Consider the following 15,000-nt stretch of genomic DNA (forward strand, 5'->3'; position numbering starts at 1 on the left):
ACGCACGATCGAACTGTCGATCATCAAATACTCGTTGTCGCGGTCACGTGCGAGCATGGCAAAGATGCTCTCCCACACGCCCGCGCGCGCCCAGCGGGTGAAGCGTTTGTGCACCGTCTTGTACTTGCCATAGCGCTCAGGAAGGTCCGACCAGCGCGCGCCGGATCGCAAGACCCACAAAACACCGTTTATAAACAATCGATTATCCACCGCCGTCCGGCCAGGATCGCTCTCCTTGCCCCGAAGCATCGGCTCGATCCGATGCCATTGCGCTTCGCTCAACTCGTATCGCTTGATCCCCATGGTGCCTCCGCAACTGCAGAAACCCATGAATCAGACATCCCTACCTTTGGAAATCCTCTGAATGTCGATACAGCCTAGCCCCGCGAAGCCCGCCGCCGTGGCGAAGAACACCTGCGCGATCGAACCCGCCGTATAGGCGAGGAAGATCGTCGACAGCGATGCGCCCATCAGCCCCGCATAGAGGAAGAACAGCACCTGCATCGTGCCGGTGGAAAGCCGCATCTGACCAAAGCTCATCGCCAGCACGATCGCCAGCGGCGACAGCGCCACGATCCAGCCGAGGCCGGACATGCCCACCGGCTCGCCGGCATAGTTGAAGCGCAGCAGCGCCTCGACGAAGCCCGTCTGCCACATCACCAGCGAGATGATGCCGGTCAGCAGCACGCCCGAGAGCATATAGTTGTACACGCCGAGCATGTGCGCCCGCAGCCCCGCGTCATAGGCGGCGGCCTGCGCGGCGCTCCCACGCGCATAGGGCGCAGAGGTTTGCGGATCGGACCAATCGGCCATCTTGAACTCCTTTGTCCGGCGCTATTTGCCAGATTGCCCGAATATCATCGCACTCGCCCCGCTTTTCAAGCGAATAGCTCACCCGCGGCCACCGGTTTCACGCCGAATTCGCATGACGCGCGCGGCACCGGCTGATAGCCGGGCGGCATGCACCGGCTATTCCTGGGTCTCAGGCCGCCCGGCGCCATCCGCGCGCGGCTGTTGTCGCTGATGGGCGGCATCCCCGGCGCGCGCTGGCAGGAGGACGATCAGCTCCACGTCACCGTCCGCTTCATCGGCGCGGTGGACCGCCCCGCGGCCGAGGACGCCGTGGCCGCGATCGACGCGCTGCGCCTGCCCGCGGCGGAGGCTGCGCTTTGCGGCACCGGCGCCTTCGATACGCGCGGGCGGCTCAACAGCGTCTGGGCGGGCCTGAGCCCCCGCGAGCCGCTGGAACGGCTCCACCGCAAGGTCGATCAGGCGCTGGCCCGCATGGGGCTGGAGCCGGAGCGCCGCGCCTATCTGCCCCACATCACCCTCGCCCGGCTGAATGCCCCGCCGGAGGCCGCCGCCGCCTTCCTCGCCGCCCATGCCGCGCTTGCCAGCGATCCCTTCGCCTTCGATCGCCTGATCCTGTTCGAAAGCCGCCTGGGCCACGGCGCCGCCCGATACGAACCCGTCGCCGATTGGCCGCTGGGATAGCGCCGGGCGCGCCTGGCCTGGGCCGTTCGCGCTGCGCCGTCCCGGCTTGGTTTATATCTCACGCAAAGGCGCGAAGGCGCGAAGCTTTCCTGGTTCGCGCCTTCGCGCCTTCGCGTGATTAAAAAAACAGAGCCCCAAAACCGCCCCCTACAGCTCCGTCCACCGATCGAACGCCGCCGCCTGTCCGTGCAGCCCGCCGCCTGCGTCCGCCAGGTTCCACACCACCGCCGCCTCGATGCGGAAGCGGCGGCCGTCGGCGGCGATGCGCACGCCCGAATAGTCCGCGATGAAGCCGTCGCGCGCCACGCGATCGAGCAGCGCCTGCCGCTCCTCGCGCAGCAGCGGCTCGGCGGAAAGCCGCGAGGGCAGCCCCGCGAACGCATCGAAGCGCATCGCGAACCGCGCCAGCGCCGCGCGATTGCCGAAGAAGAACAACGGGTCCGCCTCCGTCCCGTGCGCCACGATCGCGGCGGGCGCCTGCCACAGCGCCGCCACGGGATCGGCCCCGGCGGGCACCAGCGCGCGGCCCGTCAGCCGCAGGTGGCTCTCGGCGATCAGCGCCAGCCGCGCGCGCATCGCCGGTTCCGCCAGCCCCAGCGGCAGGTCCGCCGGCCGGTCAGCCGCCACGCAACCCATCCCGCGGCCCATCGCGCAACCCGGCGCGCAACATCGCCACCAGCGCGTCCGCCGCCGCGCGGCAATCGGCCCACACCGCGGCGAAATCCTCTGGCCCGCCATAATAGGGATCGGGCACGCCCTGCCCCGCGCGGCCCGGCACATGATCCATCAGCAGCGCCAGCCGCGCGCTGGTATCCGGCGGGGCGATGCCGCGCAGATCGCGCAGGTTCTGCCCGTCCAGCGCCAGGATATGGTCGAAGCTGCGAAAATCCTCCCCCCGCACCCGCCGCGCGCGATAGCCGGAGATGTCCACGCCATGCGCCAGCGCCACCGCCTGGCTGCGCGGATCGGGCGGGCGGCCGACATGCCAGTCCCCCGTCCCGGCGGAATCGGCGATGGCGCCAAGCCCATCCCGCCCCGCCGCCTCCCGAAACGCCGCCTCCGCCAGCGGCGACCGGCAGATATTCCCCAGACAGACAAACAGAACCGAAGGCACCCGCATAAGGGCTATCTCCCGCCGAACGGGCGAGGGATCAAGGGGGCGAGTGGTGGCGCTTGGCTGTTGGCGGGCAGGCCGCGAACCGGCGGGTTTCGACCCAAACCTTGCCGTTCCGTAGCAAGGAGCTGTCGCCTGAAAGCTGCCGTTGCAACAAAATGGGCAATAGGGTTGCGCGCATAAATTTTCACTATCGAATCGAATTTTTCCACACCCGTCACGGCGATCTTGACGCCCTTATTAAAGCGGCTTATATTAGAGCGCACACATAAGGGATGGGAATATGGCATTGCCAATCCGAACAACGCTCAACGATGTCGATGCGCTTTGTGGTTATCTGGTGACGAAACCCACGGGCGCGACGATGGCAGAGGCAAAGGCCGTCCTCGACAGCAAGGTTCTGGACGCACGCAAAATCAATGCTCTGAAATTCTGGGAGCTCATTGACGATAGCAGCGGCAAGATGATGGTTACGGAGCGTGGACGGCTCGTTGGCAGAGACAAGGGGGCCAGGCGATCAGAGGCCTTGCGGGAAGTCGTAGCCGCCGTGGGGCCATATCGCGCTGTAGTCGAACGTGCCGTCCACCGTAACGAGCTGTCACTGTCGGCGCTTGAGGTAGCCGCGCATTGGCACCAGCATTTTAAAGGCGAGGCGTCGTCGAACGACAAGATTCTAAATGACCAAGCTGTATGCTTCTTTCAAATCGCGGAAGGCGCCGACCTTGGTAAGCTTGTGGTCGGTCGAAAGGGTCAGCCAACCCGATTCGAGTTCGATGGCAGCAACGCTCGTGCTCTAGCCGAGGGCGCGCCATCCGAAATTAAGAAGCTAGTGGACGACCCGGACCCGGTTGAGGAGGACGCCAAATCTGATTCTGATTCGGGTGGTGGTGCTGAATTGACGTCTCATTCGGGAGGAGCTGCCCGTGGAAATCGAGTCTTTATTACACACGGCAAGAACCGAAAGATTTTGGAACAGGTCAAGGAGCTTGTCCTCTTTGGCAAGTTCGAGCCCATTGTCGCTCAAGAGCGCGAAACCGCCGCCAAGCCTGTCCCGGACAAGGTAATGGATGAGATGCGGAGCTGCCACGCTGCCGTCATCCATGTCGGCTCTGAAGGCACTCTGCTGGACAGTACCGGCAAAGAAGTTCCACAAGTAAATGGTAATGTGCTGATTGAGATCGGTGCAGCGATGGCCTTGTATGGCAGGAATTTCATCCTGTTGGTAGAGGAAGGAGTGTCGCTCCCGTCAAATCTTCAAGGCCTTTATGAGTGCCGATATAGCGGCGACGAACTCAACATGCCTGCGACGATGAAGCTTTTGAAAGCTTTCAACGAGTTCAAATAGGAGATCGCTCTATGACGAACATCAAAGGACGAAATGATGGGCCGGGTGGGCGTAACGAGCACTACGATGTGGGGTCCCGAAAGAACGTTCCTCGGCGCAATATCGTCGCTGAAATTAAGCGAGGAGAGCACCCCGGTGCGCATGTGGTGAAAATCAACGGGCGAGAATACGCACGGGACAACCCTGATCGCTCGACTGCCGATAATGTGAATCGAGGCGACTGAAATGAGTGCAGCGACGTCTTAGAAACATAAGTCACTGAAATTAAATAATTCCTATGCAACAAAATTGCCCATTCTGTTGCAGCCTCGCCTATGTCCGCTCTCGCGACGGGTTCGATGCGGAGCAGCAAGGCAACAAAGTCCCCATTTTCGGACAATCAAGCCAGGCCCACTAAACACCTGCTTTGAGGCCCCTCAAGCGCGGAAAAACGTCCAACGCCACCCCCAGCCCCCCCCCCACCTCGCCTATCCCCCGCCACTCTGCTACCCCTGCCGCAACGACGGGCAACCGCGACAGGAGAGCGCATGGACGATGCAACGCCCGCCACCCCGCAACGCGCGGGGGGCTATGCCTGGTATGTGCTGGGCGTCCTCTTCCTCGTCTATGTGCTCAACTTCATCGATCGTCAGATCCTGGCCATCCTGGCCGACGACATAAAGCGCGACCTGGGGCTTACCGACGGCGATATCGGCTTCCTCTATGGCACCGCGTTCGGCGTCTTCTATGCGCTGTTCGGCATCCCGCTGGGGCGGCTGGCGGATAGCTGGCGGCGGGTGCGGCTGATGAGCCTGGGGCTGGCGCTGTGGTCGGCGATGACGGCGCTGTCGGGCTTCGCGCGCACCGGCCTGGCGCTGGCGGGCGCGCGGATCGGCGTGGGCGTGGGAGAGGCGACCGCCAGTCCGGCTGCCTATTCGCTGATATCGGACTGGTTTCCCCGCCGGCTGCGCGCCACCGCGCTCGCGATATACAGCGCGGGCATCTATGTCGGCGGCGGGCTTTCGCTGTTCATCGGCGGGGCGATCGTGGAGCGGTGGGACGCCGCCTATCCGGCGCACAGCGGGCCGATGGGGCTGGCCGGGTGGCAGGCCGCGTTCCTGGCGGTGGGCGTGCCCGGGCTGCTGGTCGCGGTGCTGGTGGCGACATTGCGGGAGCCGATGCGTGGCCAGTCCGAAGGGCTGCTGGCCCCACCCGATCCCGCGCCGTTCAAGGGCTTTGTCGAGGAACTGCTCACCGTCATCCCGCCGTTCACGCTGCTGGGCGCGGCGCGGCGTGGCATCCGCGCGCTGGCCGCCAATGTGGCGGTGCTGGCGATGGTGGGCGCGGCGGTGATGGTGCTGGTGGTGGGCTTGGGCGAGCCGTTGCTGCAATGGGCGGCGGTGGGCGTGGGCGTCTATGCCGTCTTCTCCTGGGGCGCGGCGCTGCGCCAGCGCGATCCGCCCAGCTTCGCGCTGATCCTGGGCAGCCGCGCCTTCCTGGCGGTGGTGCTGGCCTATGGGCTCAACGCCTTCCTGGCCTATGCCGTCGCTGCCTTCGCGCCCAGCTTCGCGCGGCGCGAGTTCGGCATTTCGGCGGACGAGGTGGGGCTGATGGTGGGCCTGCCCGCGGCGGTGGCGGGGCTGCTGGGCGTCACGCTGGGCGGGCGCATCGCGGACCGGCTGCGCGAGCGGCATCCGGCGGGGCGCGTGGCGGTGGTGATCTTCGGCAGCGTCGCCCCGGTGCCCGCGGTGGCGCTGGCCTTCACGGCGGATACGCCCGCGCTCTTCTATGCCATGATCCCGCTGGCCCAGCTCCTCGCCAGTTCCGCGCTGGGCGCGTCGGCGGCGGCGACGCAGGATCTGGTGCTGCCCCGCATGCGCGGCACGGCGACGGCGGCGTTCTTCATCGGCACCACGCTGATCGGGCTGGCGCTCGGCCCCTATCTGGCGGGGCGCATCTCGTATCTGAGCGGGAGCCTGGCGACGGGCATCCTGGCGCTGCTGGTCACGGTGCCGGTGGCGCTGGCGGCGGCGATCGCCGCGTGGCGCCTGCTGCCCGAGGCAGAGGCCAGCCGCCAGCAACGCGCCCGCGCCGCCGGGGAACCGCTATAGGGTGATCCTATCGCGGCACCGGCCCGCTCCCCCGCCCGGCCATCCACAGGATACTGAAGTTGGGTGGCCGGTCGGGGAAGAGGGCCAGAACCGCCAGCCAGGCCATGGCCGCCCTCACCCCCCGTTCGGCGTCTCCAGCACGCCGCAGGCGAAGCGCCCGCCGCTGTTGCCGCTGGGATCGGTCTTCAGGTCGTCCTCGCCCGCATGGACGATCAGCGCGGCGCCGTCCGCGTCGGCCAGCCCCGCGATCGTCGCGCCCGCCAGCACGAAGCTCAGCGTCCCCTTGCCGTCAGCGCCCGCGATCAGGTTGGGCATGTCGCCCACATGCGGGCCCATCGGGTTCATCGCGCCATGCTGTTTGGCGGACGGGTTCCAATGCCCGCCCGCGCTGGCGAAGTCGGGCGCGTCGCACTTGCCCGCCATATGGACGTGGACGCCATGCGGCCCCGGCGTCAGCCCCTCGGCCTCCACCTGGATGCGGACGCCGCCGGGCACCTCGGTCGCGCTCGCCACGCCCGCGGCCACGCCCTTGCCGGTCCACAGCCCGGCCACCAGCCCCGGGGCGGGCTCGGGCGGGGGCGTCCCGTCCACCGCACCATCGCGTCCGGAGCATCCCGCGAGCAGCGCCATCCCCGCAACCGCCGCCAATCCCTGCCAAGCCCGCATCGCGCCACTCCTCAATCCGTTACGCACCGGCACGGACAATAGTCAGCGCGCGCCCGCGGTTCCATCCCCGCCGTCCATCGCCCTGCCGAAAGCGGCCCAGGCCCGCCCCCAGCGCAGCCACTCCGCCGCCTGCTCCTCGCCGCGCTCGCGGTTGCGGGCGCGCTCCACCATCTCGATCTTCTTCAGGATCGCGGCGTCGGTATCCTCCTGCCGGCATTTCTCGAAAAAGGCGCCGCCCGCCTCGGCCGCCGCGGCATGCGCGCGGGCCACCTTCTCGCGCTGGGTGAGCGGCCGCCCGCCGCCCGCGCGCCCGGCCGTCATGATCAGCTCGCCCCGCGCCATCAGCGCGCGCAGCAGCGTATCCGAATAGCGCCGCCGCGTGCCCACGATCTGCCCGCCCGCGACCACCGGCTCCTCCACGCCCTCCACCGCGCGGCGCCACGCCTCATGCTCGATGGAGGTCGCCGCCTGCATCAGCGCATCGTCCCATTCGGCGGCAAAGCGCGCATGCTGGTTGCGATAGCGATAGGCGGCGGTGGTGGAGATGCCCGTGCGCCGGCACGCCTCGCTCACGCTGCCGCATTCGGCGACGGTCTTCAGGAAGGCGCGGCGCCGCTGCGCGTTCCACCCGTCGCGCCGGTCGCGCCCGGGGCGCAGCCGCTCCTCGGGCGGCTCCGCGGGCCGGCGCGCGGCGAGCCATTCGGCCTGGTGCTCGGCCACCACCGCATCCCATCGCGCCGCGAAATCGGCGTTGCGGTTGCGATAGGCATAGGCGGTGGTCGTCGCCCGCCCGATCTCCGCCGCCGCCTTGCGCACCTGCCCGGTGAGCTTCAGCGCCAGCAGGAAAGCGGCCTCCGTATCCCGCGTCCATCGCGTGAACGGCTTGTTGGGAAGATGCGCCATGCGACTCGCTCCATGCAAAAGGGAGCAGGCGAGGTATCGCAAGGACGGGGCTGTAGGACAGGGGGAATTGGGGGGGAGTCGGGTGGGGACGGCTAGAACTGGACCGTTAGGGGTCTATCCATTTTCCGGATCGCGACCAACTGAAGCAGAGCTTCGCCCTCGCAGCCCCGAAACGAGCAACTCCGTCGCGATCACTTCCAGGTTGCTGCGATCAGTCGAAATCATCCTCTAGGTCGGCTCCGAGTCCGACCTCGGCGAGCAGCATCCGTCCAAGACCCGAAACCTCGACAGAGTGCTTGAAGTCGCCGCTTCTCGGATCGAACTCGGGCACCTGCCCCTTCTTCACGTTACCATAGTTCTTCTTGAGCAGGCCAAGCCTGATCAAATGTGCCCGACCTAGATCGTAGAGGTGATTTCGCTCAATATCGCCGCGACTCGACTGCATGTGGACTGGGTCGGGACGGTTCACCCGCTCGAACGCATTTCGATCGCGCCCACCATATGAACGCCCGTAGGCGTTGAGTAAGTTGAGCTCGTCGTCATCCAGCTCGCCGAGCAGGATCAGCAGGCGCTTGCGACGAACGACGTCAGCGTCATCTTCTGCTAGGCCGCGCTGAACGGCCGCCACGATGCGCTCGATACGCTCGCGGGAAGTTGCACGAGCAGCCTGGTAGCCGCCTTCCTCGATCAGGTCGATCTTCTCGGCGTTAGACGCGAGCCCGTCGCGCATTTCAGCGTCGATCTGGTCGAGCCTGACCGAGAGTTGACGCACGTAGGTCGCGATCCGGTCGGCGCGCTGACCGGGGATGGCAACGCCGATCACCTCGGCAAGCGGACCGCCAAACATCGGCACGAGGCCGGCCACGCCTTTCGTCGCCGCGACGGCCTTGTCGACCCAGTTGTCATCGAGGCCATCGTTGCGCCTTTCGTTACTGTCGCTCACGCATTCTCCTTCCCCCAGTCGAGATAGTCGCTGTAGCCATGACGCCCCATCTCGGCCCGCGGCACTAAGCATAGCGACGCGCAGTTGATGCAGTCCGCACCACGCTGTGGCGGACAGCGCGGATTTTGGCAAATAAGCCAGCACGATCAACTTGGCAAAGCCGGACCCGGCGTAGCCAGATTGATACTTGTCGTTGTACTAAAAGAGCTTTCTACGGAGTCGATGTCGACGTGAATTCTGGCTGCTTGTTGTTCAGACAATCGCCATACTCGGTTACTCGACGTACTCCTCCCGCGTGAACCCGAACTGTCGTGAACGGCTACGTATGTCCGATTGCGAGTCGCAAAGCACCACGCCTCGCCGCCCTAGCTAAGCCTCGCCCCCCACCCGTCTCCCTGCCATCAACTCCCGCCCCGCCTCGCATTCGCAGCGCACCCGGCGCGCGCCTTGCGCGGGGCGCCGAAAGCCATGTCCTTGACAACCCTTCCAGGGCGGGATTAACCGGACCTAGAAGCGGACATCATAAAGGACATGATCCACGCTCAATTTATCACAATACACTAGAATACCGCTATTTTTATCATACCAGGAACCGGACACGAAAGAGGACATATAGGTGGCGGAAGACCGCGGCGAGACGATCGATTCGATGCAGCCGATGAAGATCGGCGAAGGTTCGCAACGCCTCCCGCACCTACGCGATCTCGCCGTTGATCTCGCAGCCAAAGCGGCCGCCTTTCGCAGCAGCCTTCCCAAAGGCGTCAGCACCGCTTTGGCCCACCTCGTCCGGGCCATGAATTGCTATTACAGCAACCTCATCGAAGGCCACGACACGCATCCGGTCGATATTGAGCGTGCGCTTCGCAACGACTTTAGCGACGATCCCGTCAAGCGCGACCTCCAGCTTGAGGCGCGCGCGCACATCGAGGTGCAGAAATGGATCGACGGGGGAGCGCTTTCCTGCCGCGCCCACACGCGCGCCGGCATTGAGGAAACGCATGCCCGCTTCTGCGCCGAATTGCCGGAGGACCTGCTTTGGGTGGAGATGCCAGGCACTGGCGAGCGCGTTCGGGTCGAGCCCGGGCAGTTGCGCCGCCGCGACGTCCAGGTCGGGCGCCATCTCGCCATCAGCCCCGGCGCCGTGCCGCGCTTCATGGATCATTTCGAATGGGCCTATGGCGGGCTGGGGCGCAGCGATGCCATCGTCGCGGTGGCCGCCGCCCACCATCGCTTCGTATGGATCCATCCATTTCTCGATGGCAACGGCCGTGTCGCGCGGCTGATGTCGCACGCGATGATGCTCGACGCGCTCGACACTGGGGGCATCTGGTCGGTGGCCCGCGGACTGGGCCGCACCGCCGAACGCTATAAACAGCATCTTGCCGCTTGCGATCTGCCACGACGCAACGACCTTGATGGAAGGGGCGCGCTCAGCGAGGAGGAGCTGGCGGGCTTCACGGCATATTTTCTGCAGGTTTGCATCGATCAGGTGGCGTTCATGTCGGGATTGGTTGAGCCGAACCGGCTGCGGACACGAATTCACCAATGGGCGGGTGAAGAGGCCGCGCTCGGCAACTTGCCCGCAAAGGCGGCGAATATACTCGATGCGGTGCTTTATCGCGGCGAACTTCCGCGCGGCGAACTCGAAACGATCGTAGGGACAGGCGAACGGCAGGCCCGCCGGGTCGCATCCGCACTGATCGATATGGGCGTTCTGTCCTCCGAAAGCTCGCGGGCGCCGCTCCATATCGCCTTCCCTGCAACGCTGGCGTCGCGTTGGATGCCCGGCCTCTTTCCCGAAAAGCCGGAGTAGGACGCGCCCGACGCGCGAGACCGCCCACCCCCTACCTAAGTCTCCCCCACCCGTCCCCTTCCCCCATCCCCATCCCCCTGCTATCGGCTCCGGCGAATCTTCGCATTCGCAGCACACCCGGCGCGCGCCTTGCGCGGGGCGGCTGCGGGGAAGGGCCCGGCCGCTTCTGGCCCCGCGCCCCCGCCAGCCCCTCCGCCTCCCCACGGCCACCGCCGGGCCGCATCAACAGGGAAGGGCCCCGCACAGATGACCGCCATCGGCAACGACACCCTCGGCACCCGCGACACGCTTGTCGTGGGCGGCAAGAGCTACGCCTATTATTCGCTGCCCAAGGCGGCGGCGAAGCTGGGCGACATCAGCCGCCTGCCCTTCAGCATGAAGGTGCTGCTGGAAAACATGCTCCGCTTCGAAGACGGCGTGACCGTCACGCCGGAGGATGCCCAGGCGATCGTCGATTGGCAGAAGAACCCCGTCGCCCCCGATCGGGAGATCCAGTATCGCCCGGCGCGCGTGCTGATGCAGGATTTCACCGGCGTTCCCTGCGTGGTGGATCTGGCGGCGATGCGCGATGCGATCACCCGGCTGGGCGGCGATGCGGCCAAGATCAATCCGCTGGTGCCCGTCCACCTCGTCATCGATCACTCGGTGATGGTGGACGAGTTCGGCAGCCCCAAGGCGTTCGAAGCGAATGTGGAGCTGGAATATCAGCGCAACCTGGAACGCTATGAGTTCCTCAAATGGGGTTCGAAGGCGCTCGACAATTTCTCGGTCGTGCCGCCGGGCACGGGCATCTGCCATCAGGTGAACCTGGAATATATCGGCCGCACCGTCTGGTCCTCGGCCGATGCCACGGGCGCCACGGTCGCCTATCCCGATACGCTGGTGGGCACGGACAGCCACACCACCATGGTCAACGGCTCGGCGATCCTGGGCTGGGGCGTGGGCGGGATCGAGGCGGAGGCCGCGATGCTGGGCCAGCCGGTGTCGATGCTGATCCCCGAAGTGGTGGGCTTCAAGCTCACCGGCGCGCTGAAGGAAGGCATCACCGCCACCGATCTGGTGCTCACGGTAACGCAGATGCTGCGCGCCAAGGGCGTGGTGGGCCGCTTCGTCGAATTCTATGGCCCGGGCCTGTCCAGCATGTCGCTGGCCGATCGCGCGACGATCGCCAACATGGCGCCGGAATATGGCGCGACCTGCGGCTTCTTCCCGGTCGATGATCGCACGCTCGATTACCTGCGCCTCACCGGCCGCCCGGAAGAGACGATCGCGCTGGTGGAGGCCTATTCGCGCGCCCAGGGCATGTGGCGCGACGAGGACGCCACCGATCCGGTGTTCACCGACACGCTGGAGCTCGACATGGGCAGCGTCACCGCCAGCCTGGCGGGGCCGAAGCGCCCGCAGGACCGCGTCAGCCTGCCCGCGGTGGACGAGGTGTTCAACGGCGATCTGACCAAGGTCTACAAGAAGGACCAGGCCGTGCGCGTGCCCGTTGAGGGCGCTTCGCACGATATCGGCGACGGCGACGTGGTGATCGCGGCGATCACGAGCTGCACCAACACGTCGAACCCCTCGGTGCTGATCGCGGCGGGCCTGGTGGCGCGCAAGGCGCGGGCGCTGGGGCTGACGCGCAAGCCCTGGGTGAAGACCTCGCTGGCGCCGGGATCGCAGGTGGTGACCGACTATCTCGACAAGGCGGGGCTGACCGAGGATCTGAACGCGGTCGGCTTCAACCTGGTGGGCTATGGCTGCACCACCTGCATCGGCAATTCGGGGCCGCTGGCGGATCCGATCTCGGCCGCGATCAACGGCAACGATATCGTCGCCGCCTCGGTGCTGTCGGGCAACCGCAACTTCGAAGGCCGCGTGTCGCCGGACGTGCGGGCGAACTTCCTCGCCTCGCCGCCGCTGGTGGTCGCCTATGCGCTCAAGGGCACGGTGACCGAGGACATGATCGAAACGCCGATCGGCGAAGGCAAGGACGGACCCGTGTTCCTGAAGGACATCTGGCCGTCGAACGAAGAGGTCGCCGGCCTGATCGCCGCCAACATCGACGACGACATGTTCCGCACCCGCTATTCCAACGTCTATCTGGGCGACAAGCACTGGCAGGAAATTTCGGTCGAGGGATCGGATACCTATCGCTGGCCCGCGGGCAGCACCTACATCGCCAATCCGCCCTATTTCGAAGGGATGACGATGGTCCCCGCGCCGGTCACCGATATCGTCGAGGCCAAGCCCCTGGCGATTTTGGGGGATTCGATCACCACCGATCACATCTCCCCCGCCGGCAGCATCAAGGCCGACAGCCCCGCCGGCACCTTCCTCCAGGAACACCAGGTCTCGAAGAAGGACTTCAACTCCTACGGCGCGCGCCGTGGCAACCATGACGTGATGATGCGCGGCACCTTCGCCAACATCCGCATCAAGAACGAGATGGTGCCGGGCGTAGAGGGCGGCATGTCGAAATACGGCGGCCAGGTGATGCCGATCTATGACGCGGCGATGCGCCACAAGGCGGACGGCACCGCGCTGGTGGTGATCGCGGGCAAGGAATATGGCACCGGCTCCAGCCGCGACTGGGCGGCGAAGGGCACCAACCTGCTGGGCGTCCGCGCCGTGATCGCGGAGAGCTTCGAGCGTATCCACCGTTCGAACCTGGTCGGCATGGGCGTGCTGCCGCTGCAGTTCGGCGAAGGCGTGAGCCGCGAGACGCTGAAGCTGGACGGCACCGAGACCTTCACGATCAAGGACGTCGCCGGCCTGCGCCCGCGCCAGGACGTGGAGGTCCTCCTCACCCGCGCCGACGGCAGCACCCAGACGTTCCTCACCCGCTGCCGCATCGATACCGTCAACGAGCTGGAGTATTTCCTCAACGGCGGCATCCTCCAATATGTGCTGCGCAAGCTGGCGGCCTGAGCCGCCGCCCAGCACCGGAAACCCGGGAAGGGAGGGGGTTCGCCCCTCCCTTTTCCATTCAAGGACAATGCGATGAGCGGCGGCGACGAAGAATATGTCTATGACGAGGCGAGCGGCGAATGGGTCCCCGCCTCACAGGCCGGACAGGCGCCTGCGGCGGCCGAAGGCGGCACCGAGGTGCGCGACGCGGTCGGCAACCTGCTGGCGGATGGCGACGCCGTGACGCTGATCAAGGACCTGAAGGTCAAGGGCACCAGCCAGACGCTGAAGCGCGGCACCGCGATCAAATCGATCCGCCTCACCGGCGATCCGCAGGAGATCGACTGCCGCTTCGACGGTATCAAGGGCCTGGTGCTGCGCGCCGAGTTCGTGAAGAAGCGCTGAGGCCCCGGCCCCGGCCGCGTCAGCGGCTCGTCACCTGATAGATCTTGCGCGCGGCCTTCACGGCCAGTTCGGGGTGCGCCATCCCGCGCCGGAGCGCGATGGCCCCCGCAATGACCGCGACCGGCGCGACAAAGGGCGACGCTATGCCCAGCAGCGTTGCACCGCCGATGACCCCGGCAATGCCCCCGATACCGTTGACAACACCGCCCGCCGCGCGAATCCCCAAATCCGCCAAGGGGTTATCGGAATAGGGATGCTCCAGGCTCTCTTGTTCGTCTTCGCTGAGATCGAATGGCCAAACCATAAGCGCCTCCTTGAGCTCAAAATGCTCCCGGCGCCGGTCCTGGCGAATCCGTGAATCTACCGAAGCCGCCCAGGCGTTCAGCCCAGCACGCGCCCCGCCACCGCGTCCAGCTTCGCCAGCACCTTGGGGTCGCGGGCGTGCGGCGCGGTGATCATCGCAGAGTCGAGACAGGTATCGATCGGGCTCGCCGGGCGCTCCTGGGGCAGGTTGCGCAACAGGTGCATCACCAGCGCGCGCGCCTTCGCCGCGTTGTTGCCGAGCTGGGCCATCACCGCGGCGACGTCCACCGCCTCCTCGTCCTCGCGCCAGCAATCATAATCGGTCACCATGCCGACCATGGCATAGGGCAGCTCGGCCTCGCGGCACAGCTTGGCCTCGGGCATCGCGGTCATGCCAATCACGTCGCAGCCCCAGCTCCGGTAGAGGTTGCTTTCCGCGCGCGTGGAGAATTGCGCACCTTCCATGATCAGCGCGGTGCCGCCCTCGAACACCTGCGCGCCGGCCGCGCGCGCGGCATCGGCGGCCAGTGCCGACAGCCGCGGACAGACCGGATCGGCCATCGAGACATGCGCGACCATGCCGCTGCCGAAGAAAGACGACGGGCGGCCCTTGGTCCGGTCGATGAACTGGTCGACGATCGTGAAGCTGCCGGGCGCGCGGGGCTCCACCAGGCTGCCGACCGAGGAGATCGACAGCACGTCGGTGACGCCCAGGCGCTTGAGCACGTCGATATTGGCGCGCGCGTTCAGCTCCGACGGGCTGATACGGTGGCCGCGGCCGTGGCGCGGCAGGAACACCGCCTTCACATGCCCGACCCAGCCGACGAAGCAATCGTCGGACGCGCGGCCCCAAGGGCTTTCGCACTCGATCCAATCGCCGTCCTCGATGCCGTCGACATCGTACAGCCCGGATCCGCCGATGATCCCGATCGTCCAGCCGCCCATAAGCCCTCCAAACCCGGTATTCGCGCCGCCGCCGGCACGCATCCGGCCCTATAGCCGCCCCGCGCGCCAACGCCAGCCGCC

General features: G+C 66.4%; 16 protein-coding genes. 7 read left to right on the forward strand and 9 right to left on the reverse strand.

Annotated features, from left to right (window positions below; translation table 11 throughout):
* Together OM513_RS14870 and OM513_RS14875 are read right to left on the reverse strand one after the other, a co-directional pair.
* Positions 1-297, reverse strand: a 297-nt coding sequence (locus OM513_RS14870) for an IS5 family transposase (protein WP_264945548.1), incomplete at its 3' end; no start/stop codon positions are given.
* 36 nt (positions 298-333) lie between these two features.
* Positions 334-813, reverse strand: a complete 480-nt coding sequence (locus OM513_RS14875) for a Bax inhibitor-1 family protein (protein ID WP_264945331.1) — start codon at positions 811-813, stop codon at positions 334-336.
* Positions 814-960: 147 nt separating this feature from the next.
* On the opposite strand from OM513_RS14875, the gene thpR reads away from it, so the two are divergent.
* Positions 961-1,494, forward strand: a complete 534-nt coding sequence (gene thpR / locus OM513_RS14880) for an RNA 2',3'-cyclic phosphodiesterase (RefSeq protein ID WP_264945332.1) — start codon at positions 961-963, stop codon at positions 1,492-1,494.
* Positions 1,495-1,641: 147 nt separating this feature from the next.
* Here thpR and OM513_RS14885 read toward each other — a convergent pair whose 3' ends face one another.
* Together OM513_RS14885 and OM513_RS14890 are read right to left on the reverse strand one after the other, a co-directional pair.
* On the reverse strand, positions 1,642-2,121 hold the full coding sequence (locus tag OM513_RS14885; protein WP_264945334.1) for an MEKHLA domain-containing protein: 480 nt from the start codon (positions 2,119-2,121) through the stop codon (positions 1,642-1,644).
* A complete protein-coding gene (locus OM513_RS14890; RefSeq protein ID WP_264945336.1) occupies positions 2,111-2,614 on the reverse strand; it encodes a low molecular weight protein-tyrosine-phosphatase in 504 nt (167 codons plus the stop codon). Before OM513_RS14890 ends, OM513_RS14885 begins: the two co-directional genes overlap by 11 nt.
* Before the next feature lie 277 nt (positions 2,615-2,891).
* Here OM513_RS14890 and OM513_RS14895 point away from each other — a divergent pair, with 277 nt between their 5' ends.
* The 3 genes from OM513_RS14895 to OM513_RS14905 all read left to right on the forward strand — a co-directional run bounded on the left by OM513_RS14895 (position 2,892) and on the right by OM513_RS14905 (position 6,043).
* The gene (locus tag OM513_RS14895; RefSeq protein ID WP_264945337.1) at positions 2,892-3,953 is read left to right on the forward strand and encodes a nucleotide-binding protein; all 1,062 of its coding nucleotides are present in this window, start codon (positions 2,892-2,894) and stop codon (positions 3,951-3,953) included.
* Positions 3,954-3,964: 11 nt separating this feature from the next.
* The gene (locus tag OM513_RS14900; RefSeq protein WP_264945338.1) at positions 3,965-4,177 is read left to right on the forward strand and encodes a hypothetical protein; all 213 of its coding nucleotides are present in this window, start codon (positions 3,965-3,967) and stop codon (positions 4,175-4,177) included.
* A 303-nt stretch (positions 4,178-4,480) separates the two neighbouring features.
* Entirely contained in the window at positions 4,481-6,043 is a 1,563-nt protein-coding gene (locus OM513_RS14905; protein ID WP_264945340.1) for a spinster family MFS transporter, read from the forward strand.
* A 114-nt stretch (positions 6,044-6,157) separates the two neighbouring features.
* Here the strand turns inward: OM513_RS14905 and OM513_RS14910 are convergent, their stop codons facing one another.
* From OM513_RS14910 to OM513_RS14920, 3 genes are all read right to left on the reverse strand, one after another.
* On the reverse strand, positions 6,158-6,709 hold the full coding sequence (locus OM513_RS14910) for a superoxide dismutase family protein (protein WP_264945342.1): 552 nt from the start codon (positions 6,707-6,709) through the stop codon (positions 6,158-6,160).
* 42 nt (positions 6,710-6,751) lie between these two features.
* On the reverse strand, positions 6,752-7,612 hold the full coding sequence (locus tag OM513_RS14915) for a hypothetical protein (protein ID WP_264945344.1): 861 nt from the start codon (positions 7,610-7,612) through the stop codon (positions 6,752-6,754).
* A gap of 211 nt (positions 7,613-7,823) precedes the next feature.
* Positions 7,824-8,555 carry a hypothetical protein gene (locus OM513_RS14920; RefSeq protein WP_264945345.1) on the reverse strand — a complete coding sequence of 244 codons (732 nt, stop codon included), beginning with the start codon at positions 8,553-8,555 and terminating at the stop codon, positions 7,824-7,826.
* A 616-nt stretch (positions 8,556-9,171) separates the two neighbouring features.
* On the opposite strand from OM513_RS14920, the gene OM513_RS14925 reads away from it, so the two are divergent.
* The 3 genes from OM513_RS14925 to OM513_RS14935 all read left to right on the forward strand — a co-directional run bounded on the left by OM513_RS14925 (position 9,172) and on the right by OM513_RS14935 (position 13,671).
* The gene (locus OM513_RS14925) at positions 9,172-10,368 is read left to right on the forward strand and encodes a Fic family protein (RefSeq protein ID WP_264945347.1); all 1,197 of its coding nucleotides are present in this window, start codon (positions 9,172-9,174) and stop codon (positions 10,366-10,368) included.
* A 246-nt stretch (positions 10,369-10,614) separates the two neighbouring features.
* A complete protein-coding gene (gene acnA, locus OM513_RS14930) occupies positions 10,615-13,287 on the forward strand; it encodes an aconitate hydratase AcnA (protein WP_264945348.1) in 2,673 nt (890 codons plus the stop codon).
* A 72-nt stretch (positions 13,288-13,359) separates the two neighbouring features.
* On the forward strand, positions 13,360-13,671 hold the full coding sequence (locus OM513_RS14935) for an alkylphosphonate utilization protein (protein WP_264945350.1): 312 nt from the start codon (positions 13,360-13,362) through the stop codon (positions 13,669-13,671).
* Positions 13,672-13,690: 19 nt separating this feature from the next.
* Here OM513_RS14935 and OM513_RS14940 read toward each other — a convergent pair whose 3' ends face one another.
* A complete protein-coding gene (locus OM513_RS14940; RefSeq protein WP_264945351.1) occupies positions 13,691-13,975 on the reverse strand; it encodes a hypothetical protein in 285 nt (94 codons plus the stop codon).
* Between the two features lie 77 nt (positions 13,976-14,052).
* Positions 14,053-14,919 carry a phosphorylase family protein gene (locus OM513_RS14945; protein ID WP_264945352.1) on the reverse strand — a complete coding sequence of 289 codons (867 nt, stop codon included), beginning with the start codon at positions 14,917-14,919 and terminating at the stop codon, positions 14,053-14,055.
* Positions 14,920-15,000 lie beyond the last annotated feature (81 nt).

The organism is Sphingomonas canadensis (assembly GCF_026013525.1).
In the GTDB taxonomy this organism is placed as follows: Bacteria; Pseudomonadota; Alphaproteobacteria; order Sphingomonadales; family Sphingomonadaceae; genus Sphingomonas; species Sphingomonas canadensis.

Bases quoted from the DNA above. Each gene is read 5' to 3' on its own strand.
- acnA (WP_264945348.1), top strand. From the start codon at position 10,615: ATGACCGCCATCGGCAACGACACCCTCGGCACCCGCGACACGCTTGTC.
- OM513_RS14905 (WP_264945340.1), top strand. From the start codon at position 4,481: ATGGACGATGCAACGCCCGCCACCCCGCAACGCGCGGGGGGCTATGCC.
- OM513_RS14935 (WP_264945350.1), top strand. From the start codon at position 13,360: ATGAGCGGCGGCGACGAAGAATATGTCTATGACGAGGCGAGCGGCGAA.
- OM513_RS14890 (WP_264945336.1), bottom strand. From the start codon at position 2,614: ATGCGGGTGCCTTCGGTTCTGTTTGTCTGTCTGGGGAATATCTGCCGG.
- OM513_RS14915 (WP_264945344.1), bottom strand. From the start codon at position 7,612: ATGGCGCATCTTCCCAACAAGCCGTTCACGCGATGGACGCGGGATACG.
- OM513_RS14945 (WP_264945352.1), bottom strand. From the start codon at position 14,919: ATGGGCGGCTGGACGATCGGGATCATCGGCGGATCCGGGCTGTACGAT.
- OM513_RS14895 (WP_264945337.1), top strand. From the start codon at position 2,892: ATGGCATTGCCAATCCGAACAACGCTCAACGATGTCGATGCGCTTTGT.
- OM513_RS14900 (WP_264945338.1), top strand. From the start codon at position 3,965: ATGACGAACATCAAAGGACGAAATGATGGGCCGGGTGGGCGTAACGAG.
- OM513_RS14875 (WP_264945331.1), bottom strand. From the start codon at position 813: ATGGCCGATTGGTCCGATCCGCAAACCTCTGCGCCCTATGCGCGTGGG.
- OM513_RS14940 (WP_264945351.1), bottom strand. From the start codon at position 13,975: ATGGTTTGGCCATTCGATCTCAGCGAAGACGAACAAGAGAGCCTGGAG.
- thpR (WP_264945332.1), top strand. From the start codon at position 961: ATGCACCGGCTATTCCTGGGTCTCAGGCCGCCCGGCGCCATCCGCGCG.
- OM513_RS14910 (WP_264945342.1), bottom strand. From the start codon at position 6,709: ATGCGGGCTTGGCAGGGATTGGCGGCGGTTGCGGGGATGGCGCTGCTC.